The sequence below is a fragment of the Enterobacter cloacae genome (assembly GCF_011078175.1).
Classification (GTDB): domain Bacteria; phylum Pseudomonadota; class Gammaproteobacteria; order Enterobacterales; family Enterobacteriaceae; genus Enterobacter; species Enterobacter cloacae_Q.
Window position 1 is genome coordinate 30,388 of sequence record NZ_JAALCJ010000008.1, and the last position, 23,174, is coordinate 53,561.

At 53.5% G+C, this 23,174-nt stretch carries 22 protein-coding genes; 15 read left to right on the forward strand and 7 right to left on the reverse strand.

Annotated elements, in window-relative coordinates; genetic code table 11:
* The first annotated feature begins 35 nt into the window (after window positions 1-35).
* On the forward strand, window positions 36-1,481 hold the full coding sequence (gene tldD / locus G6Q29_RS16955; protein ID WP_022649562.1) for a metalloprotease TldD: 1,446 nt from the start codon (window positions 36-38) through the stop codon (window positions 1,479-1,481).
* A gap of 95 nt (window positions 1,482-1,576) precedes the next feature.
* Here tldD and aaeR read toward each other — a convergent pair whose 3' ends face one another.
* On the reverse strand, window positions 1,577-2,503 hold the full coding sequence (gene aaeR, locus G6Q29_RS16960; RefSeq protein WP_165466641.1) for an HTH-type transcriptional activator AaeR: 927 nt from the start codon (window positions 2,501-2,503) through the stop codon (window positions 1,577-1,579).
* 179 nt (window positions 2,504-2,682) lie between these two features.
* On the opposite strand from aaeR, the gene aaeX reads away from it, so the two are divergent.
* The 5 genes from aaeX (at window position 2,683) to G6Q29_RS16985 (ending at window position 7,661) form a co-directional block, all read left to right on the forward strand.
* Window positions 2,683-2,886, forward strand: a complete 204-nt coding sequence (gene aaeX / locus G6Q29_RS16965) for a p-hydroxybenzoic acid efflux pump operon protein AaeX (RefSeq protein ID WP_003860416.1) — start codon at window positions 2,683-2,685, stop codon at window positions 2,884-2,886.
* Window positions 2,887-2,893: 7 nt separating this feature from the next.
* Complete coding sequence (aaeA, locus tag G6Q29_RS16970; protein ID WP_165466642.1) at window positions 2,894-3,826, forward strand: p-hydroxybenzoic acid efflux pump subunit AaeA; 933 nt, start codon at window positions 2,894-2,896, stop codon at window positions 3,824-3,826.
* Between the two features lie 5 nt (window positions 3,827-3,831).
* Entirely contained in the window at window positions 3,832-5,799 is a 1,968-nt protein-coding gene (gene aaeB, locus G6Q29_RS16975; protein ID WP_165466643.1) for a p-hydroxybenzoic acid efflux pump subunit AaeB, read from the forward strand.
* 86 nt (window positions 5,800-5,885) lie between these two features.
* On the forward strand, window positions 5,886-7,340 hold the full coding sequence (locus G6Q29_RS16980; RefSeq protein WP_165466644.1) for an NAD-dependent succinate-semialdehyde dehydrogenase: 1,455 nt from the start codon (window positions 5,886-5,888) through the stop codon (window positions 7,338-7,340).
* A gap of 45 nt (window positions 7,341-7,385) precedes the next feature.
* Window positions 7,386-7,661 (forward strand): barstar family protein, encoded by a 276-nt coding sequence (locus G6Q29_RS16985; RefSeq protein WP_165466645.1) that lies wholly within the window; start codon window positions 7,386-7,388, stop codon window positions 7,659-7,661.
* A gap of 56 nt (window positions 7,662-7,717) precedes the next feature.
* On the opposite strand, the gene yhcN is transcribed toward G6Q29_RS16985, so the two are convergent.
* Together yhcN and argR are read right to left on the reverse strand one after the other, a co-directional pair.
* Window positions 7,718-7,981, reverse strand: a complete 264-nt coding sequence (gene yhcN, locus G6Q29_RS16990; protein ID WP_006812160.1) for a peroxide/acid stress response protein YhcN — start codon at window positions 7,979-7,981, stop codon at window positions 7,718-7,720.
* A gap of 377 nt (window positions 7,982-8,358) precedes the next feature.
* Window positions 8,359-8,829, reverse strand: a complete 471-nt coding sequence (argR, locus tag G6Q29_RS16995) for a transcriptional regulator ArgR (protein ID WP_003860428.1) — start codon at window positions 8,827-8,829, stop codon at window positions 8,359-8,361.
* A gap of 396 nt (window positions 8,830-9,225) precedes the next feature.
* On the opposite strand from argR, the gene mdh reads away from it, so the two are divergent.
* Window positions 9,226-10,164: a malate dehydrogenase gene (gene mdh, locus G6Q29_RS17000; RefSeq protein WP_006812159.1), complete on the forward strand. Its 939-nt coding sequence runs from the start codon at window positions 9,226-9,228 to the stop codon at window positions 10,162-10,164.
* A 51-nt stretch (window positions 10,165-10,215) separates the two neighbouring features.
* Here the strand turns inward: mdh and degS are convergent, their stop codons facing one another.
* The 3 genes from degS to zapG all read right to left on the reverse strand — a co-directional run bounded on the left by degS (window position 10,216) and on the right by zapG (window position 13,312).
* Window positions 10,216-11,283, reverse strand: a complete 1,068-nt coding sequence (gene degS / locus G6Q29_RS17005; RefSeq protein WP_003860430.1) for an outer membrane-stress sensor serine endopeptidase DegS — start codon at window positions 11,281-11,283, stop codon at window positions 10,216-10,218.
* 92 nt (window positions 11,284-11,375) lie between these two features.
* Window positions 11,376-12,743 (reverse strand): serine endoprotease DegQ, encoded by a 1,368-nt coding sequence (gene degQ / locus G6Q29_RS17010; protein ID WP_165466646.1) that lies wholly within the window; start codon window positions 12,741-12,743, stop codon window positions 11,376-11,378.
* A gap of 170 nt (window positions 12,744-12,913) precedes the next feature.
* Window positions 12,914-13,312 carry a Z-ring associated protein ZapG gene (gene zapG / locus G6Q29_RS17015; RefSeq protein WP_003860432.1) on the reverse strand — a complete coding sequence of 133 codons (399 nt, stop codon included), beginning with the start codon at window positions 13,310-13,312 and terminating at the stop codon, window positions 12,914-12,916.
* Between the two features lie 189 nt (window positions 13,313-13,501).
* Between zapG and zapE the strand changes: the two genes are divergently transcribed.
* The 8 genes from zapE to G6Q29_RS17055 all read left to right on the forward strand — a co-directional run bounded on the left by zapE (window position 13,502) and on the right by G6Q29_RS17055 (window position 21,560).
* Window positions 13,502-14,626, forward strand: a complete 1,125-nt coding sequence (gene zapE / locus G6Q29_RS17020; protein WP_165466647.1) for a cell division protein ZapE — start codon at window positions 13,502-13,504, stop codon at window positions 14,624-14,626.
* A 346-nt stretch (window positions 14,627-14,972) separates the two neighbouring features.
* Complete coding sequence (gene rplM / locus G6Q29_RS17025) at window positions 14,973-15,401, forward strand: 50S ribosomal protein L13 (RefSeq protein ID WP_003860434.1); 429 nt, start codon at window positions 14,973-14,975, stop codon at window positions 15,399-15,401.
* A 15-nt stretch (window positions 15,402-15,416) separates the two neighbouring features.
* A complete protein-coding gene (gene rpsI, locus G6Q29_RS17030) occupies window positions 15,417-15,809 on the forward strand; it encodes a 30S ribosomal protein S9 (protein WP_003860436.1) in 393 nt (130 codons plus the stop codon).
* Between the two features lie 307 nt (window positions 15,810-16,116).
* Complete coding sequence (sspA, locus tag G6Q29_RS17035) at window positions 16,117-16,755, forward strand: stringent starvation protein SspA (protein ID WP_003860438.1); 639 nt, start codon at window positions 16,117-16,119, stop codon at window positions 16,753-16,755.
* A gap of 5 nt (window positions 16,756-16,760) precedes the next feature.
* Window positions 16,761-17,258, forward strand: a complete 498-nt coding sequence (sspB, locus tag G6Q29_RS17040) for a ClpXP protease specificity-enhancing factor (RefSeq protein WP_165466648.1) — start codon at window positions 16,761-16,763, stop codon at window positions 17,256-17,258.
* A gap of 604 nt (window positions 17,259-17,862) precedes the next feature.
* Window positions 17,863-18,567 carry a fimbria/pilus chaperone family protein gene (locus G6Q29_RS17045; RefSeq protein WP_165466649.1) on the forward strand — a complete coding sequence of 235 codons (705 nt, stop codon included), beginning with the start codon at window positions 17,863-17,865 and terminating at the stop codon, window positions 18,565-18,567.
* Window positions 18,568-18,576: 9 nt separating this feature from the next.
* Window positions 18,577-21,003, forward strand: a complete 2,427-nt coding sequence (locus G6Q29_RS17050; RefSeq protein ID WP_165466650.1) for a fimbrial biogenesis outer membrane usher protein — start codon at window positions 18,577-18,579, stop codon at window positions 21,001-21,003.
* Window positions 21,000-21,560, forward strand: a complete 561-nt coding sequence (locus tag G6Q29_RS17055) for a hypothetical protein (RefSeq protein WP_165466651.1) — start codon at window positions 21,000-21,002, stop codon at window positions 21,558-21,560. The genes G6Q29_RS17050 and G6Q29_RS17055 overlap by 4 nt, the downstream gene beginning before the upstream one ends.
* Window positions 21,561-21,671: 111 nt before the next feature.
* Here G6Q29_RS17055 and G6Q29_RS17060 read toward each other — a convergent pair whose 3' ends face one another.
* Window positions 21,672-23,090: a glutamate synthase small subunit gene (locus tag G6Q29_RS17060; protein WP_165466652.1), complete on the reverse strand. Its 1,419-nt coding sequence runs from the start codon at window positions 23,088-23,090 to the stop codon at window positions 21,672-21,674.
* Window positions 23,091-23,174 lie beyond the last annotated feature (84 nt).

The following is a 23,174-nucleotide window of genomic DNA, read 5'->3' on the forward strand; positions in this document are numbered from 1 at the left end:
ACCGCCACGGGCGGCAACGAACGAGTAGCAATACGATGAGTCTGAACCTGGTAAGTGAACATTTGCTCGCAGCGAACGGCCTGAGCCATCAGGACCTGTTCTCCATTCTTGGTCAACTGACCGAACGCCGTCTCGACTACGGCGATCTCTATTTCCAGTCGAGCTATCACGAATCCTGGGTTTTAGAAGACAGCATCATTAAAGATGGCTCCTATAACATTGACCAGGGCGTCGGCGTGCGCGCCGTCAGCGGCGAAAAAACCGGTTTTGCCTATGCAGACCAGATAAGCCTGGCCGCGCTGGAGCAGAGCGCGCAGGCGGCGCGAACCATTGTGCGCGATACGGGCGACGGACGGGTGAAAACGCTGGGTGAAGTGCAGCACGCTGCGCTCTATACCAGCATCGACCCGCTGCAAAGCATGAGCCGCGAAGAGAAGCTGGACATTCTGCGTCGCGTGGACAAAGTGGCTCGCGCAGCGGACAAGCGCGTGCAGGAAGTTTCTGCCAGCCTGAGCGGGGTCTATGAACTGATTCTGGTGGCGGCGACGGACGGTACGCTGGCCGCCGACGTGCGTCCGCTGGTGCGTCTTTCCATCAGCGTTCAGGTGGAAGATGACGGCAAGCGCGAGCGCGGCTCAAGCGGTGGAGGCGGTCGTTTTGGCTATGACTGGTTCCTGGGCGATGTGGATGGCGAAGCCCGCGCTGATGCGTGGGCGAAAGAAGCCGTGCGCATGGCGCTGGTCAATCTGTCTGCCGTGGCTGCACCCGCCGGTACGCTGCCGGTGGTACTGGGCGCAGGCTGGCCGGGCGTGCTGCTGCACGAAGCGGTCGGTCACGGCCTGGAAGGTGATTTCAACCGTCGCGGCACGTCCGTATTCAGCGGTCAGATGGGGCAGCTTGTCTCCTCCGAGCTGTGTACCGTGGTGGATGATGGCACCATGCTCGACCGTCGCGGCTCGATTTCTATCGACGATGAAGGTACGCCGGGTCAGTACAACGTGCTGATCGAAAACGGTGTACTGAAAGGCTACATGCAGGACAAGCTTAACGCACGGTTGATGGGAGTAGCGCCAACGGGTAACGGCCGTCGTGAATCCTACGCGCATCTGCCGATGCCGCGCATGACCAACACCTACATGCTGCCGGGTAAATCTACGCCGCAGGAGATTATCGAATCCGTTGATTACGGGATTTTCGCGCCAAACTTTGGTGGTGGCCAGGTGGATATCACCTCCGGCAAATTTGTATTCTCTACCTCCGAGGCGTATCTGATTGAGAAAGGCAAAGTGACAAAAGCGGTGAAAGGCGCGACGTTGATTGGGTCTGGCATTGAAGCGATGCAGCAGATTTCCATGGTCGGTAACGACCTGAAGCTGGATAACGGCGTGGGCGTTTGCGGCAAAGAGGGCCAAAGCCTGCCTGTGGGTGTGGGCCAGCCAACGCTGAAGGTTGATAACCTGACGGTGGGCGGCACGGCGTAAATTCTCCCCCTCACCCTAATCCTCTCCCCAACGGGGAGAGGGAACGGCCCCGTGCTGTCTTTTCTCCCTCGCCCCTTTGGGGTGAGTGGAAAAGCCTACTCTTTCCTTCTTCCCCGCATCCCCTGAAACAGGTCCGCCACTTCCACAAAATAGTCTGTCAGATAGTTAATACAGACCTGAACCTTCAGCGGCAGCTTGTCCTTTTCGGTATACAATGCGTACACCGGGCGCGGATCCGACTGGTAGCGCGGGAAGAGGATCTCCAGTTCGCCGCTGTTGATCTCGTTAATTACCCACATTAGTGGCACATAGGCGATCCCGGCCCCGGCCACCAGCCAGCGCGAGATCGTCATCGGATCGTTGGTCACGAAGCGGCCTTCTGGCAGCAGTTTAGTGGAAAGCCCTTCCGGCGCAATCAGTTCAAATTCGTTATCTGGCCGTACGCTGTATTCCAGCCATGAGTGGTTGCTCAGGTCGGCAGGTTTTTCCGGTACGCCATACTGTGCCAGATAACTCTTCGAAGCGCAGACCACCATCGGCATGCTGCCCAGTCGACGCGAGAACAGGCTTGAGTCCTGCAACGCGCCAACGCGTATCACCACGTCTAACCCATCGGCAATCAGATCCGGTGCTGGAATGCCCGTTACCAGATTGACACTCAAACCGGGATACTCCTTCAGCATTTCCGCCGTCATGGCAGCGAGAACATTTTGTGCCATAGTTGAAGAACACCCGATACGCAGCGTGCCGATAGGGGTGTTGTTAAAGGCATAGAGCTGCTCGTGAACATCCTGCACTTCATGCAGCATTCGACGGCAGCCCTGATAATAAATTTTACCCGCTTCCGTCAGCCCGATGCTGCGGGTGCTGCGGTTGAGCAGCTTCACCTGAAGCTCATCTTCCAGTTTTGACACTGTCTGGCTAATGGATGAAACACTCATTTGTAGCTGACGTGCTGCGGCGGTAAAAGAGCCTTGTTCGACAACTCGGGCAAACACCGACATGCGTTTTAGACGTTCCATTATTCACTCTGGCTTAAAAGTGATTTAGATCACATATGATAGATAACAGCATAACAGTTACGTTAATATATTATTAATTACATAACGGCTGCGCCACTCTCGCCCGGCAATTCTTGCTCTCCTGCGGCGGCGTGAGCTTAAAAATCCAGTAACCTGCACTCTCTTTAATCAAGGTCAACATGAGTCTGTTTCCCGTTATCGTGGTGTTCGGTTTGTCGTTCCCACCGATATTTTTCGAGCTTCTTTTATCACTGGCGATCTTCTGGCTGGTGCGCAAGGTGCTGGTCCCTACCGGGATTTATGATTTCGTCTGGCATCCTGCATTGTTTAATACCGCGCTGTATTGCTGCCTGTTTTATTTAATATCGCGCATGTTTGTCTGAGGTTGATGTGAAAACGCTAACAAGAAAAATCTCCCGCACTGCCATCACTATGGCGCTGGTCATCCTGGCGTTCATCGCTATTTTTCGCGCCTGGGTGTATTACACTGAATCCCCGTGGACGCGCGATGCGCGTTTCAGCGCGGAGGTGGTCGCGATAGCGCCCGATGTCGCCGGTCTCATTACGGCAGTCAACGTCCACGATAACCAACTGGTGAAAAAAGATCAGGTGCTGTTCACCATCGACCAGCCGCGCTATCAAAAAGCGCTGGAAGAAGCGGAAGCCGACGTGGCGTATTACAACGCGCTGGCCTCTGAAAAACGCCGTGAAGCAGGACGTCGTAACAAGCTGGGTATCCAGGCCATGTCCCGGGAAGAGATTGACCAGTCCAATAACGTGCTGCAAACCGTGCTGCATCAGCTGGCCAAAGCGCAGGCGACGCGCGATCTGGCGAAGCTCGATCTGGAACGTACCGTTATCCGCGCCCCGTCCGATGGCTGGGTGACCAACCTCAACGTCTATGCGGGTGAGTTTATCACGCGCGGCTCAACCGCTGTGGCGCTGGTGAAACAGAACTCCTTCTACGTCCTCGCCTATATGGAAGAGACCAAGCTGGAAGGCGTGCGTCCGGGCTATCGCGCTGAAATCACGCCGCTCGGCAGCAACCGGGTCCTGAAAGGGACCGTGGACAGCATTGCCGCGGGGGTGACCAACTCCAGCAGTACCAATGACTCAAAAGGGATGGCGACCGTCGATTCCAACCTTGAGTGGGTTCGCCTGGCGCAGCGTGTACCGGTTCGCATTCGTTTGGATGAGCAGCAGAGCAACCTCTGGCCCGCAGGCACCACGGCGACGGTGGTGATCACCGGTGAAAAAGACCGTGACGCCAGTCAGGACTCCATCTTCCGTCAAATCGCCCACCGCCTGCGCGAGTTTGGTTAATCACTATGGGCATTTTTACCATCGCCAGCCAGCACATCCGCTTCGCCGTGAAGCTGGCATGCGCCATTGTGCTGGCACTGTTTGTTGGATTCCATTTCCAGCTTGAAACGCCGCGCTGGGCCGTTCTGACCGCCGCAATTGTCGCCGCCGGTCCTGCCTTCGCAGCGGGTGGCGAACCCTACTCTGGGGCAATCCGCTATCGCGGAATGCTGCGTATTATCGGGACCTTTATCGGCTGTATCGCCGCCCTGACCATTATCATCCTGATGATCCGCACCCCGCTGCTGATGCTGATCGTGTGCTGTATCTGGGCCGGTTTCTGCACCTGGGTCTCTTCGCTGGTGAAGGTTGAGAACTCGTACGCCTGGGGGCTGGCGGGATATACCGCGCTGATTATCATCATCACCATTCAGACCGAACCCCTGCTCGCTCCCCAGTTTGCGGTGGAGCGATGCAGTGAGATTGTGATTGGTATTGTCTGCGCGATTGTCGCAGATCTGCTTTTCTCTCCGCGATCCATTAAGCAGGAGGTGGATCGTGAGCTGGATGCGCTGATAGTTGCCCAGTACCAGCTCATGCAGCTGTGCATTAAGCACGGCGACAGCGAGGAGGTCGACAAGGCCTGGAGTACGCTGGTGCGCCGCACGCAGGCGCTGGAAGGGATGCGCAGTAATCTCAATATGGAATCTTCCCGCTGGGAGCGGGCCAATCGTCGTCTGAAAGCGATCAATACCGTCTCGTTAACGCTGATCACCCAGGCGTGTGAAACCTACCTGATTCAGAACACCCGCCCCGAAGTGGTAACGGATACTTTCCGCGAACTGTTTGATGAGCCTGTGGAGACGGTGCAGGACGTGCATCGACAGCTTAAACGCATGCGCCGTGTGATTGCCTGGACGGGAGAACGGGATACGCCAGTCACCATTTATACCTGGGTTGGCGCCGCAACGCGCTACCTGCTCCTGAAACGCGGCGTGACGGGCAACACCAAAATCAGTGCGGCGGAAGAAGAGGTGTTACAGGGCGAAGTGGTGATCAAACCAGAATCCGCCGAGCGCCACCATGCGATGGTGAACTTCTGGCGTACCACCCTGGCCTGTATACTCGGCACGCTGTTCTGGCTGTGGACCGGCTGGACGTCCGGCAGCGGCGCGATGGTGATGATTGCCGTCGTTACCGCGCTGGCGATGCGTCTGCCCAACCCGCGCATGGTCGCGATTGATTTTCTGTACGGCACCATTGCGGCGTTACCCATTGGCGCGCTCTATTTCCTGGTGATTATTCCCTCGACGCAGCAAAGCATGCTCTTGCTCTGCATCAGCCTGGCAGTGATGGCGTTCTTTATCGGGATTGAGGTCCAAAAGCGCCGTCTGGGATCGTTAGGTGCGCTGGCGAGTACGATTAACATCATCGTGCTGGATAACCCGATGACCTTCCATTTCAGCCAGTTCCTGGACAGCGCATTAGGCCAGCTGGTGGGGTGTTTCCTGGCGATGATGGTGATCCTGCTGGTGCGGGATAATTCTCAGGCCCGGACCGGACGCGTGCTGCTGAATCAGTTTGTGTCGGCCGCCGTTTCGTCCATGACCACCAACACTGCGCGGCGCAAGGAGAACCACCTGCCGGCGCTCTATCAGCAGCTTTTCCTGTTGCTGAATAAATTCCCTGGCGATGTGGCCCGCTTCCGCCTGGCGTTAACCATGATTATCGCGCACCAGCGTTTGCGGAACGCGCCAGTTCCTGTCAACGACGATTTGTCCGCTTTCCACCGCCAGCTACGGCGAACGGCAGACCATGTGCTATCGGCATCCAGCGATGACAAACGTCGCCGCTACTTTAAGCAGCTGCTGGAGGAGCTGGATATCTACCAGGAGAAACTGCGGATCTGGGAAGCGCCGCCGCAGGTTACCGAGCCGGTAGAGCGGCTGGTGTTTATGCTGCACCGCTACCAGAATGCGCTGACAGACAGCTAACGAAGAGAAAACCGACGCCAAAAGCGTCGGTTTTTTTGTGGCTATACTTAATCTTGCAGGTTCAAACATTCAGGAAGGGAGGACACATGACAACCCAGGCTCTACAGGATAGTATTCTTTTTCAGACCGGGTATCTGGTTAACGGTATCTGGAAAACACTCGACACCACGTTTGATGTACTAAACCCGGCCACGGGCGAGGTGGTCGCCAAAGTGGCGAAAGCCGGTAAAGCTGAAACCGAAGAGGCCATTGCGGCCGCGGCGAAGGCCTTTCCCGCATGGCGTGCAAAAACGGCAAAAGAGCGTTCCGCGATCCTCTATCGCTGGTATGAACTGATTATTGAGAACAAAAGCTGGCTCGGGCGGCTGATGACCACCGAGCAGGGCAAGCCGCTGAAAGAGGCTGAGGGCGAAGTGGACTATGCTGCCAGCTTCATTCAGTGGTTTGCCGAGCAGGCCAAGCGCGCCAACGGCGAAATCATTCCTCCGGTTAAACCCGGCTCCCGTATTCTGGCCACGCGTGAACCTTTCGGGGTGGTTGCTGCTATTACGCCATGGAACTTCCCGATGGCCATGCTCACCCGTAAGCTTGGCCCGGCGCTGGCGGCAGGGTGTACCGGCGTGATTAAACCTGCAAACAACACACCGCTGAGCGCCTTTGCGCTGCTGACGCTGGCGAAGCAAGCTGGTGTGCCGGATGGGGTGCTGAATGCGGTCGCGGGGAACACCTCAGAAATTAGCGACGCCATTATGGCCAGCCATGACGTGCGCAAAATCTCGTTTACGGGTTCAACCGCCGTCGGGAAAACGCTGGTTCGCAATTCCGCAGAGACCATGAAAAAGGTATCGATGGAGCTGGGCGGTAATGCGCCGTATATCGTTTTCGAGGACGCGGATATTGAGGCCGCCGTCCAAGGCGCGATCGCCAATAAGTTCCGTAACGCCGGGCAGGTCTGCGTCAGCGTAAACCGTTTCTATATTCAGGAGACGGTCTATGACAAGTTCGTCAATCAACTTGCCGATGCCGTGAAGGCGCTGAAGGTGGGTAACGGTCTGGACGAGGGCGTCGTTGTCGGCCCGCTGATTGAGCCTTCTGCTGTCGAGAAAGTGCGTGAGCACGTCGAAGATGCGGTAGCGAAGGGCGCCACGGTGCTGGCTGGGGGTAAACCGCACGAACTTGGCGGCAACTTCTGGATGCCAACCGTACTCGGTGACTGCCATGAAGGCATGAAGCTGGCAGAAGAGGAGACTTTTGGTCCCGTTGCCGCCTGCTTCCGCTTCACGTCGGAAGACGAAGTTGTGATGCGCGCTAACAATACGCCTTACGGGCTGGCGGCCTACTTTTATACCCAGAATCTCTCGCGCGTGTTCCGCGTCTCACAGGCCATTGAGAGCGGCATGATCGGAATTAACGAATGTGCGGTCTCGACCGAACTGGGTCCGTTTGGGGGCGTAAAAGAGTCCGGGCTGGGCCGCGAAGGGTCCGTGCTGGGGCTGGAGGAGTTTCTGGAAGTCAAAACCCTGCATATTGGGGGATTATAATAGACAGGGCGGCATCTGACGCCCGCCTGTACCGGGTGGCTGGCAATGAAAATCTATACCTTTGATTTTGACGAAATTGAGAGTCAGGAAGACTTCTATCGCGAGTTTATTCGGGCGTTCGACCTGGAGCGGGGCAGCGTAAGCAATCTTGATATGCTGTGGGATGTGGTTACCGGCGATCGGCTGCCGTTACCGCTGGAAATCGAATTTACCCATCTGCCTGAAAAACTGCGCAGACGCTTTGGCGCACTGATTTTATTATTTGATGAAGCGGAGGAGGAGCTGGAAGGACAACTGCGTTTCAACGTGCGTCAGTCATAAAAAGGCCCCTGACCGGGTGGTCAGGGGCAAGTCGTATGATGAGATACGACGAGGGTTTATTTGTACAATTCTGCGGTAGCGTGCCAGTGGTCACCACTGCGCGCTTCGATGATGCGATAGGATGACGCACCTTGTTCTTCCGCTTTTTTATTCAGCATTTCGTGCATGTCCATCGGAGACGTACCGATGGCACCAACAGAAACAGTCCCGATAGCCTGACGGGATTGTGCCTGTTCGGCATTAATGGTGTCGGCTGCAAACGCACCGAATGACAGGACGGACAGTACGCTCAGGGCGGCTACAGTGGTTTTAATTTTCATGGTTATTTACCTCGTCAATTATTTACTGGGGTCTTTGTTCTGTGACCCTCATCACAAAATCAAGTATACACTAATCACGCAAAAAATTAATACCAGACTAATGGTTTCGCCTGTTATTACGGGTTAAAAAGATGATTTTTTATAACGCGAAAGCATAAAAAAGGGCGCCACAATGCGAGGTTTGTGGTTTTTTCTTGTCTAAATCAAAGGGATAGGTCAATTTGATTTTTTGTGCGATTTAGCGGCGGATCATTCACTGAATGAATGTTAACAGGCGGTAAAAAGCACTATTTGCCAAAACAGGAGGCAGCGAAAAGCAGGGTAAAACGAGGTAATAGCAGAATGATCCCCGCAGCCAGGCGCTACGGGGCAGACGATTACAGCTCCTGTTCGAACAGAACCAGAATCGCTTCGTAGAGGTCTTTCACTGAGAAACCATTCGCCGGGGTCGTAAAAATGGTGTCATCACCGGCGATGGTCCCGAGGATCCCCTCTGCTTTACCCAGCGAATCCAGCAGGCGAGCGATCAGCTGAGCTGCGCCTGGGCTGGTATGGATCACAACTACGGCATCGTTATAGTCGATGTCCAGAACCAGGTTCTTTAGCGGGCTGGAGGTGGTCGGCACGCCAAGTTCAGCAGGCAGGCAATAGACCATCTCCATTTTGGCGTTGCGCGTACGTACCGCACCAAACTTGGTTAACATGCGAGAGACCTTTGACTGGTTAATGTTGTCGAAGCCTTGCTCCTGCAACGCCTGAACAATTTCTCCCTGAGAACTGAATTTCTCTTCTTTGAGCAGCGCTTTAAACGCCTTCACTAATTCTTCTTGCTTAGACGAGCTTCGCATAAGTCACCCGGAATATGACGATAGAAACAACATTATTATGCATGTGGATGAATTTTTATGCAAATTATCTGCCTGATGCCAGGCTGAAATAATGTTATGAAAGGGAGTGATTTTATCAGATTTCGTTATCGGAAAACATGCCTGGGTCACGGCGCGCAAATAAGCTTAAAAGTAAATTAAATGTTATCAAAATGATGTTGTTTTGGTGGCGTGGCAGGGTGTATTGTAACCCCCTCTTAATTCGTTGTGCCCACAGCCCGATAGCATTCAGGTGAAGGCGAAAGACGTGCGACCTCAAATTCTTTAGCGATGAAAATTGTAATTAATGACGTGCTGAATTATGGTCGCCGCAACGGAGTTACAGATACTTAAGTTAACCATAATAAGGAGTTTAGGATGAAAGTCGCAGTCCTCGGCGCTGCTGGTGGTATCGGCCAGGCGCTTGCCCTACTACTGAAAACCCAACTGCCTTCAGGCTCAGAACTCTCCCTGTACGATATTGCTCCGGTAACCCCAGGCGTGGCGGTTGACCTGAGCCACATCCCGACAGCTGTGAAAATCAAAGGCTTCTCCGGTGAAGATGCACGTCCTGCATTGCAGGGTGCCGACGTGGTGCTGATCTCTGCGGGTGTCGCGCGTAAACCGGGTATGGATCGTTCAGACCTGTTTAACGTCAACGCGGGCATTGTGAAAAACCTGGTTCAGCAGATCGCAGAAACCTGCCCGAAAGCGTGCATCGGTATCATCACCAACCCGGTGAATACTACCGTGGCCATCGCAGCAGAAGTGCTGAAGAAAGCGGGCGTTTACGACAAGAACAAACTGTTCGGCGTGACTACGCTGGATATCATCCGTTCCAATACCTTCGTGGCTGAGCTGAAAGGCAAGCAGCCAACGGAAGTGGAAGTGCCGGTTATCGGCGGCCACTCTGGCGTGACCATTCTGCCTCTGCTGTCGCAGATCCCGGGCGTGAGCTTCACCGAGCAGGAAGTAGCTGACCTGACCAAACGTATTCAGAACGCAGGCACCGAAGTGGTGGAGGCGAAGGCGGGTGGCGGTTCTGCAACTCTGTCCATGGGCCAGGCGGCGGCACGTTTCGGCCTGTCTCTGGTTCGCGCGTTGCAGGGTGAAAAAGACGTTGTTGAATGCGCCTATGTTGAAGGCGACGGTGAACACGCGCGCTTCTTCTCTCAGCCGCTGCTGCTGGGTAAAAATGGTGTTGAAGAGCGTAAGTCTATCGGCACGCTGAGCGCGTTTGAGCAAAACGCGATGGAAGGCATGCTCGATACGCTGAAGAAAGATATCACTCTGGGCGAAGAGTTCGTTAACAAGTGATCTTGTCCCGGTAAAAAAAACGGAGCGCTAAGCTCCGTTTTTTTATGCCCGTCAGTTAGTGGCCGGGTATTCCTGAATGGTGACCTGAATCGTCAGCTTCTTATCATTACGCATGACTTCAACAGGGATGATGGAACCCGGTCGAATCTCAGCCACCTGATCCATGGTTTCAAGCGCAGAGACCGCTGGCGTGCCGTTGACGGAAAGGATAACGTCGTTCACCTGGATACCCGCATTCGCCGCCGGGCCGCCCGGGGCCACTTCGTTGACTACAATCCCCTGAATCTGATCGATACCACCGCCCTGCGTATGCATCGGCGCGATTTCACGCCCGCCGATACCAATGTAGCCACGGATCACGCGACCATCGCGGATCAGCTTATCCATAATCTTGGTTGCCAGCTGGAACGGAATGGCAAAGCCAATCCCCTCCGGCGTTTCACCGTCGTTGCTCTTATCGAAGGAGAGGGTGTTAATGCCCATCAGTTCGCCCAGCGAGTTGACCAGTGCGCCGCCGGAGTTACCGTGGTTGATGGAGGCATCGGTTTGCAGGAAGTTCTGCCGTCCTGACGGGTTCAGGCCGATTCGACCGGTTGCGCTGATGATCCCCTGAGTGATGGTCTGGCCCAGATTGTACGGGTTACCAATCGCCAGCACCACATCGCCGATGTGCGGCGTTCGTTTGCGATTAATCGGGATAGTCGGCAGACCGCCCGTGGCGTTGATCTTAAGCACCGCCAGATCGGTCAGGCTGTCCGACCCCACCAGCAGGGCTTCAAACACGCGGCCATCCTGCAAGGCGACGATAATCTGGTCGGCATCGTTGATGACGTGTTTATTGGTGATGATGTAACCTCGGTCATCCATGATCACACCGGAACCGAGCGTGCGGATCTCCAGCTGGTTATGAGCGGAACTGTTAAGCCCGCGGTTATAGACGTTAACCACGGCGGGGGCGGCACGGCGTACCGCCTGATTGTACGTCGCAGGCGTTTCATCCGTGCTGTCGAACTGGGGAGCCGACAGTTTGTTGAACTGGCGTAAAGAGGGCATAGCCACCAGAAGCAGGCCGGCAACGATCAAACCAATGACAATTGAACGAAAGAGCTTTAAAAGCATGATGCGTGTGTCGTTAAAAAAGGAACGGTTTGCAGCATAACATGAGTTATCCGGACATCACACGCAGCGGCGATGCCCGGAGTCGCAAATGGTTAATGCAGTAAAATGTAGAGGGTGTCGTTGCCACGGATAATTTGCAGGGCAATGACCGCCGGTTTACTCTCCAGCACCTTACGCATTTCGGCAATAGACTGCACACGAGTGCGGTTCACGCCTACTATCACGTCGTCCTGATGTAAGCCTGCCTGCGCAGCCGGGCTACTCTTCTCAACGGTAGTGACTGAAATGCCTTTCGTGCCGTTTTTAAGCTGGCCGTCGCTCAGCGTAGCGCCCTGTAGCGCCGGGGAGATCTGTTCGGCACTGGCGGAAGAAGAGGTGCTCTTGTCCAGGGTCACTTCCACGGTCAGCGGTTTCCCCTCGCGGATCAGGCCCAGCTTCACTTTAGCGCCCGGCTCCGTGGTGGCAATACGTGAACGTAATTCAGCGAAGCTGCTCAGTGGTTTATCGTTCAGGCTGACAATAACGTCGCCGGATTTCACACCCGCTTTCGCAGAGCCTGAGTTGGGCAGCACTTCGCTGACAAACGCCCCGCGCTGGACGTTGAGCTTAAAGGCTTTGGCGATATCGGCGCTCATCTCCATACCTTTGATGCCCAGCAGACCGCGCTTAACCTCGCCAAACTGAATCAGCTGTTGAGACAGGGTTTTCGCCATGTTACTCGGAATGGCAAAACCAATCCCGATGCTACCGCCGCCTGGCGCGAGGATAGCGGTGTTGATGCCGATTAGCTCGCCGTTCAGATTAAGCAGCGCGCCGCCGGAGTTGCCCCGGTTGATGGAGGCATCGGTCTGGATGAAGTTTTCCAGCCCTTCGAGATTCAGGCCGCTGCGCCCCAGGGCGGAGACAATCCCGGAAGTGGCGGTCTGGCCTAAACCGAACGGGTTACCGACCGCGACGGCAAAATCACCGACGCGCAGCTTATCGGAATCCGCAATGGCGATCTGGGTCAGGTTGCTGGGATTTTGCACCTGTAGCAGGGCGATATCACTCTGATCGTCACCGCCGATCAGTTTGGCGTCAAACTCCCGGCCATCGTTCAGCTGAACGCTGATTTTATCAGCCTGGCTGATAACGTGGTTATTGGTCAGGATATAGCCTTTAGCCGCGTCGATAATCACCCCTGAGCCCAGACCTTCAAACGGCTGAGCCTGCTGATCCGGCGCGTCTTCGCCAAAATATTTCTTCAGCTCTTCGGGAATGCGCTGGCTTTGGCGTGCCGTCCCTTCCACCTGAACGCTGACCACCGCAGGCAGTACTTTTTCAAGCATCGGCGCAAGGCTGGGAATGGCTTCTTGTCCAGGCACCTGCGAAGGCAGTGCCGCACTGGCGGGGAAGGCCGCCGAGAGAGATAACCCGACACTTAACGCTAAGGCGCTCAACAGCTGGTTTTTTTTCTTCATCGATGCTGACTCTCGTATCCTGGAATGAAAAAGAACGGCCCCAAAAACATCTTGATGTTATTGAATTTTCAACCGCTGAACAATGAGGTGTTTGACTAAATAATAGCTGGGGACGGGAAGAAAGGACGGGCGCATAAGGTGCGCCCGTTAAATTTATTCAGGTTGTGCGATTAATCGCGTTTTACGCCACCGCGCAGCAGGCCGGATGCGCCGTCTGAATAGTCGCGTGGCATCTGAACCGGTGCCTGATCGTTACCGGCTTCAGAGTCCGCCAGACGATTGCGGAAGGGGTTGGTCTCCGCGGTCATTTCCGGCAGCAGGCTGCTGGAGCTTTTCGCCATGTGCTGGTAGAGCTGGCGATAATCTGTCGCCATGTTGTCCAGCAGCTCAGCGCTACGGGCAAAGTGGCTGACCAGCTCTTCGCGATATTCTTCCAGTTCGGCTTTGTTCTTTTCCAGTTCGTATTGCAGTGACTGCTGCTGACGCAATTTGCGGTTACCGAAACGCATGGCCACAGCACCAATGATGATGCCGACGACTAAACCGATTAGCGCATATTCCCAGGTCATGAACTTCTCCCGTTGTCTTGTTGTTCCTTAGGGTGTTGGCTCGGCTCCTGCCTGTGCCTGATTATGCCACTATAACCGCTATTTCCGTAGAAGTGGAATCCTGACGTATCATCGCGTAGTGTAGAACGGCCTTTTTTTCATCAGCCATGCGCGCTGTTGAGGTTTAACTAAAGGAATAACAACAACATCATGCAAAACCTGTCCCCTTCATCGCGTTACCAACTGGCCCTGAGCGAGGGCACACACCAGCCGGATGATGTCCAGCGTGAAGCGGTTAACCGCCTGGACACGATTTATCAGGCACGTCTGGCGAAACCCGCCGATGCGGTGCAGAGCAGTGGGCTGAAGGCGGCATTCGGCCGTTTACTGGGCAAAAAAGAGCCTACGGTAAACGCACCGGTTCGTGGCTTATATATGTGGGGCGGCGTTGGGCGGGGTAAGACCTGGCTGATGGACTTGTTCTACCAGAGTCTGCCCGGCACGCGTAAGCAGCGTCTGCACTTTCACCGTTTTATGCTGCGGGTCCATGAAGAGCTGACGGCGCTCCAGGGCGAAACCGACCCGCTGGACATCGTGGCCGATCGCTTTAAGGCGGAAACGGACGTACTCTGCTTCGACGAGTTCTTTGTTTCCGATATTACGGATGCCATGCTGCTGGGGGGGCTCATGAAAGCGCTGTTTGCGCGTGGGATCACCCTGGTGGCGACCTCCAATATCCCGCCGGATGAGCTTTATCGCAATGGTCTCCAGCGAGCGCGTTTCCTGCCGGCCATTGATGCTATTAAACAGCACTGCGACATCATGAACGTCGACGCGGGCGTCGATTATCGTTTGCGCACATTAACGCAGGCACACCTGTGGCTTTCGCCATTGAACGCCGACACAGCCCGCGAGATGGATAAACTGTGGCTGGCGCTGGCGGGAGCGCCGCGGGGTAACGCGCCTGCGCTGGAGATTAATCATCGTCCGTTGCCGACGCTTGGCGTAGAAAACCAGACGCTGGCCGTCTCGTTTGCAACGCTCTGCGTGGATGCCCGCAGCCAGCATGACTACATTGCGCTTTCGCGTCTGTTCCATACCGTTATGTTATGGGATGTGCCCGTTATGACCCCACTTATGGAGAGCGAGGCGCGCCGCTTCATCGCGCTGGTTGATGAGTTTTACGAGCGCCACGTTAAGCTGGTGGTCAGCGCCGAGGTGCCTTTATATGAGATTTATCAGGGCGAGCGCCTGAAGTTTGAGTTCCAGCGCTGCCTGTCGCGCCTGCAAGAGATGCAGAGCGAAGAGTACCTCAAGCGTGAGCATATGCCATAAATGCTACCCTCTCCCCGTGGGAGAGGGGCTGGGGGTGAGGGCACCAGACCCTAACTAATGCTACCCTCTCCCTGTGGGAGAGGGGCTGGGGGTGAGGGCACCAGACCGCACAAGACTTAACCCCGAAAAACCCATTCCAAATCACATTTAAGGGTCGATCTTTGACCTCAACTTCTCTATAATCTTGCGACCCCACGTTACGAGAAGGTTTTTTTCCCGAAACTTTCTATGTGTCGGCATGTGCTATTCGAAGGGGTAGGTTTGCCGGACTTTGTCGTGTGAACCTCAACTGACTAAACGTTTGGGTGTTCACCAACGTGTAACTTATTATTTGGGTAAGCTTTTAATGAAAACTTTTACAGCTAAACCAGAAACCGTACAGCGCGACTGGTATGTTGTTGACGCGACCGGTAAAACTCTGGGCCGTCTGGCTACTGAACTGGCTCGTCGCCTGCGCGGTAAGCATAAAGCGGAATACACTCCGCACGTTGATACCGGTGATTACATTATCGTTCTGAACGCTGACAAAGTTGCTGTTACCGGCAACAAGCGTACTGACAAAATGTACTACCACCACACCGGCCACATCGGTGGTATCAAAGAAGCGACCTTTGAAGAGATGATTGCCCGCCGTCCTGAGCGTGTGATTGAAATCGCGGTTAAAGGCATGCTGCCAAAAGGCCCGCTGGGTCGTGCTATGTTCCGTAAACTGAAAGTTTACGCAGGCAACGAGCACAACCACGCGGCACAGCAACCGCAAGTTCTTGACATCTAATCGGGATTATAGGCAATGGCTGAAAATCAATACTACGGCACTGGTCGCCGCAAAAGTTCCGCAGCTCGCGTTTTCATCAAACCGGGCAGTGGTAAAATCGTCATCAACCAGCGTTCTCTGGAACAATACTTCGGTCGCGAAACTGCCCGCATGGTAGTTCGCCAGCCGCTGGAACTGGTTGATATGGTAGAAAAACTGGATCTGTACATCACCGTTAAAGGTGGTGGTATCTCCGGTCAGGCAGGTGCGATCCGTCACGGTATCACCCGCGCTCTGATGGAGTACGACGAATCCCTGCGTTCTGAACTGCGTAAAGCTGGCTTCGTTACTCGTGACGCCCGTCAGGTTGAACGTAAGAAAGTGGGTCTGCGTAAAGCACGTCGTCGTCCACAGTTCTCCAAACGTTAATCCATTCTGCTTACGCAGAACGATTGGCAAAAAACCCGCTTCGGCGGGTTTTTTTATGGATAATGCGCAGGTTATCCACAGTAACATTTCATATATCTTCTCTTTTTCCACATTTCCAGAATCCCCTCACCACAAAGCCATCAAAATCTGGTAAACTATCATCCAATTTTCTGCCCAAATATCGGTGAATACTCGATTTTTGTTCGATTCTTGAACAATGTGTCTTCTCTGGGATGGGCGATACATCATCTGGCTGGCCCCGTTGGGCTGGTAGCAGTAAAAATTCTGAATATACCTGGAGGTTTTCATGGCTGTCGCTGCCAACAAACGTTCGGTAATGACGCTGTTTTCTGGTCCTACTGACATTTATAGCCATCAGGTTCGTATCGTGCTGGCCGAGAAAGGTGTCAGTTTTGAGATCGAGCATGTGGAAAAGGATAACCCGCCTCAGGATCTGATCGATCTCAACCCGAGCCAAAGCGTACCGACGCTGGTGGATCGCGAGCTGACCCTGTGGGAATCCCGTATCATTATGGAATACCTGGATGAGCGTTTCCCGCATCCGCCACTGATGCCTGTTTATCCTGTAGCACGTGGTGAAAGCCGCCTGTACATGCAGCGTATCGAGAAAGACTGGTACTCGCTGATGAACGTTATCGTCAACGGTTCCTCTTCAGAAGCGGATGCTGCACGTAAACAACTGCGTGAAGAGCTGCTGGCGATTGCGCCGGTATTTGGTCAAAAACCTTTCTTCCTGAGCGACGAGTTCAGCCTGGTAGATTGCTATCTGGCTCCGTTGCTGTGGCGTCTTCCAACCCTGGGCGTAGAGTTCAGCGGTCCTGGCGCGAAAGAGCTGAAAGGTTACATGACTCGCGTCTTTGAGCGCGATTCTTTCCTGGCATCCTTAACTGAACCGGAACGTGAAATGCGTCTCGGCCGAGGCTAATGACTGTGGAAATGTCACAACTTTCACCACGCCGTCCGTATCTGCTGCGCGCCTTCTATGAATGGCTGCTGGATAACCAGCTCACGCCGCACCTGGTTGTGGATGTGACGTTGCCGGGCGTGCAGGTTCCAATGGAATACGCACGCGACGGACAGATTGTACTGAATATTGCGCCACGTGCAGTGGGTAACCTGGAGCTGGCAAACGACGAAGTGCGCTTTAATGCACGTTTCGGCGGTGTGCCGCGTCAGGTTTCCGTTCCGCTGGCAGCGGTACTGGCCATCTACGCCCGTGAAAACGGTGCCGGCACCATGTTCGAGCCGGAAGCGGCTTATGATGAAGATGTTGCCAGCCTTAACGATGAAGAGTCAGTACCCGATTCAGAAAGTGAAACGGTCATGTCCATTATTGATGGTGATAAGCCGGACCATGCCGACGATAACGATCCGGATGACGACCCACCGCCGCGTGGGGGGCGTCCAGCGCTACGCGTCGTAAAATAGATTCAGCTTAGTTATAAACCAGCCAGTTAACATTACCTGGCTGGTTTTTTTTTGGGGAAATTTTGCTTATTTTTCTATTTTGTAATTGATAATGCATATGTTTTTTTATTTCTAACACAGAAAAATGAAAATTTGAAGCGCAGATTCATAACTCGTGTGAATAATATAATCCATTTTTTTCATTGAAAGTTCTGATTTTATAGCTATTCCATATCTTATGAGTGGTTCTTAATTTATTAATTAATAATGCTAAATTGCATGTATTTATAAAAATAATATTATGATGCCCAATGCTGGAGACTGTCATCGATTATTGACGCATTTATACCAGCATAATATTCGCATATGTTAAGGAATAACAGGTGAAAAAGGTTTTACTCGCCTTGGTTTAGTCTCCTTGCGTTGTGTCTACATGAACTACAGATATCGCACCACTGAAATGTCAGTAAGCCTGCAACCAGGCACGGTGGCGTAGTTGATTGCGGTACAGATAAATAACGTGGGTTCAATAAACCCAGAGAGTAAATAAATCATGCATTTATTCTCTTTTTAACAGCACGATAGACATGGATTGTATTGTTGTCGCTTCTAAGGATTTATTCATATGTCATGCTTTAAAAGTGTATTATTAAACACATTAATTACTGCTGCGTTATTCTCAGTGCAATTTTCTGGGCATGCCGCAGGTATGGTTCCCGAAACCACCCTGCTTGTTATTGACGAAGCAACGCACAGTGGAACCATTAACGTTAAAAATACGGATAGCTTTCCGTCACTGCTGTATACCAATGTCGTGGACCTTCCTGACGATAAAGGGTTGAAGCTGATCGCTACGCAGCCAGTTGTTCGTCTGGAGCCGGGGCAAACCCAGCAGCTTCGTTTTATATTGCAGACAAAAGAGCCTTTGAGCGTCGAGCATTTTAAACGTGTCACTTTTGAAGGCATTCCGCCAAAAAGCGATGATAAAAAAATAAAAATAGGTATTAACATCCGCCAGGATATACCCGTGCTTATCCGTCCAAAATCGCTCGCGGTTGTGACGGACGCCTGGAAAGAACTGAAGTGGAGTGCCAATGGCAAATCACTGAAGGTCAACAACCCGAGCAAGTACGTCGTTCGTCTGGCGCAAAAAGTAATAACTCAGCCCTCGGGTGCGGCTGGCTCGCTGTCTAAAACCTACATCCTTCCAGGTGAAACGCTCACCACGACTTTAGATAAAACGCCGGTGAGTGATAACAAGGTGAAGTTTTTCCCGGCAAGCCGCTATGGGGTTGAAGTACCGAGCTTTATTTCGGACTTGAATAAATAAAATAGGGATATGACGGTGTGTAAAAAAAGCCGCCTTGCACTTTGTGTCCGCGCGATCCTTTGCGGCACGCTGCCTCTGGTATTACTGAATTCAACTTCCCTCCAGGCGAGGGAAGTGACATTTGACACGGGGATCATTAAATCCCGTGGTTTAAGCATGGATCTCAACCATTACTTTGCAGAAGCCCCGCGCTTCCTACCAGGTACGCACTCCGTACAGATTAAAGTGAATGGCAAAGACCGTGGCACTGCGGCAGTACGCTTTAATGAAGAAGGTGTACTGTGTATAGATAATGATTTTATTGAATTTGCAGGCATTATGCCTGTTCCACTAAAAGCCAGTGAAACGTGCCACGATATTCGCAGTGATTATGCGCAGGCTGTTGTTAACTCACTTCCTAACCAGGAAGCGGTGGAACTGTTTTTACCACAGGAAGCCATTAACAGCCTGACAGCGGATGTTAAAAACTTCCAGCATGGCGGAACCGCGGGACTCCTGAATTATTCCCTGTTTAGCACCCGTAATGAATACGGTAGCAGCGAAAGCAATCGATACTCGCAGGCGAGTCTGGAGGCAGGTTTTAATGCTCTGGACTGGTCGCTGCGCAGCCGTTATATCCTGACGGATGATCAGGGGAAAAGGAACGCAGAGAGCATTTACACCTACGCCGAGCATGTGTTTGTGCCTCAGCGTCTGACCATGCAGGTCGGTGAAATTAACGCCTTATCGCAGGTACTGAGCGGCGCCCCCATTTTAGGCGTTCAGTTGATGCCCACCACGGGCTTGCAAAAGCAGGGCCGTGGCGTGAGTGTCTCCGGCATTGCACGTACCCCGCAAGCTCGCGTTGAGATTCGTCAAAGCGGGCAGGTTATTTTCAGTACGTTAGTGCCAGCCGGTCCCTTCAAGCTGGACGATGTACCAATGGTCCGTAGCAATGTGGACCTGGATGTCACCGTGGTCGAGACGGATGGCTCCAGCAGCCACTTTATCGTGCCTGCCGCGTCGGTGAGATCGCAGCAATTGTCGCGTCCGCAGGGTCTTACAATCTCAGCAGGTCAGGTACGCGACATTGAAAGTGATTATGATGACCCGATGATCGTGAACGTTTCTGATGGCTGGCGGATCCTGCCATGGATGAACTTCATGGCGTCCGGTGCGGCAGCGGAAGACTATCAAGCCGTAGGTGGCAGAACCGAGTTCAGGTTAACCGATAGCTGGGGGATTTCAACGAGTGCCGCAGCCAGTAAATCGAAATTTGGCGACAGCAACAGCGGCCTGAAAACGGAATTGCAGAGTGATTTGGCGCTGGGCGAAAACCTGGGGCTCTCTGCAAGTGCGGCGCATTACAGCGGCGGCTACCGTGAATTGTCCGAAGCAATGGATGATGATTTTGAAGCCAGCGATAATACCTATTCAGGGAACGTCAGCTTCTCGACTGAAATGGCGGGCGTTTTCAGCGCCGGGTTTAACTACAACCAAAGCGCTGGTGATGAGCCTGACTCACGCTACCTGTTGCTGACATGGGGTAAAACCTTCAAATACGCCTCTGTGAACGTGAACTGGCAGACTTCGGTAGGGAATAATGATAGTGATGATGAACAGGATGATGACCTGCTCTATGTCAATGTGAGTATTCCTCTGGGCGGTTCACAAAGCCTGAGCACCTATATGCGTAAGCAGGGTGATAGCACCAGCTATGGCGTTGCGAACAGCGGAGGCATTGGTGATAACACCAATTACTACATCTCTGCTGACCGGGATGATGAGTCCCACGAAAACAGCTTTAACGGAAATCTCACGACGAACCTGCACTATACCCAGCTTGGCCTGGGCGGCGGTACCAGCGGTAATAACAACCGCAACTATAATGCCTCGCTGTCTGGTGGGATCGCGATGCATAAAGATGGCGTTACTTTCTCGCCATATACAATCAAGGACACTTTTGCTATTGCCAAAATGAGTGAGCCTAAGAGCGGGATAGAGATTTCTACCCCACAGGGAACCGTCTGGACGGATCGCTGGGGACAAGCCGTGGTGCCAGGGCTGACTGAATGGCGTAACTCTCGTCTTGAAGTCGATGCGAACAAACTGCCTCAAAGTATGACTCTCGCGAACGGGACCAAATACGTGGCTGCGGGGCATGCATCAGTCAGTGAAGTGACCTTTAAAGTGCTCAATAGTCGTCGCGTAATGTTGCGTGTGAAGCGTACCGATGGTACGCCATTGGCAAAAGGGATTTCGATTGTTGACGGTAATGGTCATTACATTGTGACCACCGTTGATGACGGTCACGTCTTCCTGAACGATGCCGATCAGCTTGACGCGCTGTATGCGATGGACGACAACAACAAACAACTGTGTCAGATTGATTTCACCCTCAGTGATAAGCGAAATGAAGATGCATTCTATGAGGAAGTGAACGGAGTATGCCGATGAGATTTCAGCGAAAAATGACACTCGCCGGGCTGCTGGCGCTCTGTTTACCTGCTATGGCGTTTGCCGAAGACTGTCAGATTACCCTCTCGCAGTCCGTGGTGGATTACCACCAACTACAGCGTGAAAACATTGTCACGACGCAGCAGGACTTGCACAAAATGCCGGAGCGTGAAGTCAATGTGAATGTTTACTGCCCCGAAAAACGCCAGATCGGCGTGCTGCTCCAGGGGGCAACCGGCGAAAAAGGTCGTTTTCTGTTTGGTGAAAAGGGTGGTGTCGCGATCAAAATCGATAACATGATCGTTGATGGTCAAAATTACACCGTGGGTAAAACAGGCGACCAGGTTAACTTAAAGCCTGAGAGTGGTGGTGAACAGTCGTTATATTTGAGAAATAACGAAACCGTAGTGGCCGTAGAGAACAACCAGGTCCCTTTAGTTCAACAGATGAGCTTCAGGGTGACGGTTTTCCCCGTTCTGAAAGATAACGCATTCAGAAACACTGCGGACGTTACGCAGCTGGAAAGCGATCTGAGCTGGAAAATCATTACGAAATAATGTTTCGCCTTATGACGCGGTAACGTTATAAGGCCTGCTACCGCTATCGATATTCAGTCCGTTGTTAGCCGCGTAAAAAAGCCGGATGGTCTGTACCATCCGGCTTATCTCTTACACTTCCAGGAAGTTCATAATCCCTTCGGCCGCTTTGCGTCCTTCGGCAATCGCCGTGACCACCAGGTCAGAACCGCGAACGATATCGCCACCGGCGAAAATTTTCGGATTGCTGGTCTGGAAGGCGTTATCGCTACCTTCTGGCGCAATCACGCGGCCCTGCGAATCCAGCTCGACGCTGTGCTTCGCCAGCCACTCCATGCTGTGAGGACGGAAACCAAACGCCATCACCACGGCGTCGGCCGGGATCACGTGTTCAGAACCGGCTACGATCTCCGCGCGACGACGGCCTTTTGCATCCGGCGCGCCCATCTCCGTGCGAGCCATCTTCACGCCGCTCACTTTACCGTTGGCATTTACTTCAATACCCAGAGGCTGGATGTTGAACTGGAACTCCACGCCCTCTTCGCGCGCGTTTTTCACTTCGCGCTTAGAGCCCGGCATGTTCTCTTCATCACGACGATAGGCACAGATGACGTGCGCCGCGTTCTGACGAATAGACGTACGCACGCAGTCCATTGCGGTATCACCCCCGCCCAGCACGACCACGCGTTTGCCTTCCATGCTGACGAATGGCTCTTCGGCAGTTTCGCCGTAGCCCATAAGCTGCTTAGTGTTAGCAATCAGGAACGGCAACGCGTCATAGACGCCCGGGGCATCTTCGTTCTCCAGACCGCCGCGCATGGACTGATAGGTGCCCACGCCGAGGAACACCGCGTCGTAATCCTTCAGCAGGTCGTCGAGCTGGACGTCGCGGCCCACTTCTACGTTCAGTTTGAACTCAATGCCCATGCCGCTGAAGATTTCGCGGCGGCGAGTCATGACCTCTTTCTCCAGCTTGAAGGCCGGGATACCGAAGGTCAGCAGACCACCAATTTCCGGATGGCGGTCAAAGACCACAGCCTTCACGCCGTTGCGGGTCAGCACGTCCGCACAGGCCAGGCCCGCCGGGCCTGCACCGACGATCGCCACGCGCTTGTCGGTTTGACGCACGCCGGTCATATCCGGACGCCAGCCCATCTCGAACGCTTTATCGTTGATATAGCGCTCGATGTTGCCGATGGTCACCGCGCCAAACTCGTCGTTCAGCGTGCATGAACCTTCGCACAGGCGGTCCTGAGGACACACTCGGCCGCACACTTCCGGCAGGGTATTGGTCTGGTGAGACAGCTCGGCAGCTTCAAAAATACGCCCTTCGTTAGCCAGCTTCAGCCAGTTGGGGATGTAGTTATGCACCGGGCATTTCCATTCACAATAAGGGTTACCGCAGGACAGGCAGCGGTCTGCCTGCGCTTTGGCCTGGCCTTCGGAAAACGGCTCATAAATTTCAACAAATTCAATTTTACGGATCTTCAGCGGTTTCTTTGGCGGATCAACACGCTGAAGGTCGATAAACTGGTATACATTCTGGCTCATCTAAATTCCTCAAATCTGATTCATCGGGCTATTTTTCTTGTGATTCTGGACCAGGGCAGTGCTCAGACTCCTCGCGTACTACGT

Coding starts and splice junctions, on each gene's coding strand:
- aaeR (WP_165466641.1), bottom strand. CDS start 2,503: ATGGAACGTCTAAAACGCATGTCGGTGTTTGCCCGAGTTGTCGAACAA.
- G6Q29_RS17060 (WP_165466652.1), bottom strand. CDS start 23,090: ATGAGCCAGAATGTATACCAGTTTATCGACCTTCAGCGTGTTGATCCG.
- degQ (WP_165466646.1), bottom strand. CDS start 12,743: ATGAAGAAAAAAAACCAGCTGTTGAGCGCCTTAGCGTTAAGTGTCGGG.
- G6Q29_RS17050 (WP_165466650.1), top strand. CDS start 18,577: ATGACGGTGTGTAAAAAAAGCCGCCTTGCACTTTGTGTCCGCGCGATC.
- sspA (WP_003860438.1), top strand. CDS start 16,117: ATGGCTGTCGCTGCCAACAAACGTTCGGTAATGACGCTGTTTTCTGGT.
- G6Q29_RS16980 (WP_165466644.1), top strand. CDS start 5,886: ATGACAACCCAGGCTCTACAGGATAGTATTCTTTTTCAGACCGGGTAT.
- zapE (WP_165466647.1), top strand. CDS start 13,502: ATGCAAAACCTGTCCCCTTCATCGCGTTACCAACTGGCCCTGAGCGAG.
- rplM (WP_003860434.1), top strand. CDS start 14,973: ATGAAAACTTTTACAGCTAAACCAGAAACCGTACAGCGCGACTGGTAT.
- aaeB (WP_165466643.1), top strand. CDS start 3,832: ATGGGCATTTTTACCATCGCCAGCCAGCACATCCGCTTCGCCGTGAAG.
- G6Q29_RS17055 (WP_165466651.1), top strand. CDS start 21,000: ATGAGATTTCAGCGAAAAATGACACTCGCCGGGCTGCTGGCGCTCTGT.
- mdh (WP_006812159.1), top strand. CDS start 9,226: ATGAAAGTCGCAGTCCTCGGCGCTGCTGGTGGTATCGGCCAGGCGCTT.
- G6Q29_RS16985 (WP_165466645.1), top strand. CDS start 7,386: ATGAAAATCTATACCTTTGATTTTGACGAAATTGAGAGTCAGGAAGAC.
- degS (WP_003860430.1), bottom strand. CDS start 11,283: ATGCTTTTAAAGCTCTTTCGTTCAATTGTCATTGGTTTGATCGTTGCC.
- yhcN (WP_006812160.1), bottom strand. CDS start 7,981: ATGAAAATTAAAACCACTGTAGCCGCCCTGAGCGTACTGTCCGTCCTG.
- tldD (WP_022649562.1), top strand. CDS start 36: ATGAGTCTGAACCTGGTAAGTGAACATTTGCTCGCAGCGAACGGCCTG.
- argR (WP_003860428.1), bottom strand. CDS start 8,829: ATGCGAAGCTCGTCTAAGCAAGAAGAATTAGTGAAGGCGTTTAAAGCG.
- G6Q29_RS17045 (WP_165466649.1), top strand. CDS start 17,863: ATGTCATGCTTTAAAAGTGTATTATTAAACACATTAATTACTGCTGCG.
- zapG (WP_003860432.1), bottom strand. CDS start 13,312: ATGACCTGGGAATATGCGCTAATCGGTTTAGTCGTCGGCATCATCATT.
- aaeX (WP_003860416.1), top strand. CDS start 2,683: ATGAGTCTGTTTCCCGTTATCGTGGTGTTCGGTTTGTCGTTCCCACCG.
- rpsI (WP_003860436.1), top strand. CDS start 15,417: ATGGCTGAAAATCAATACTACGGCACTGGTCGCCGCAAAAGTTCCGCA.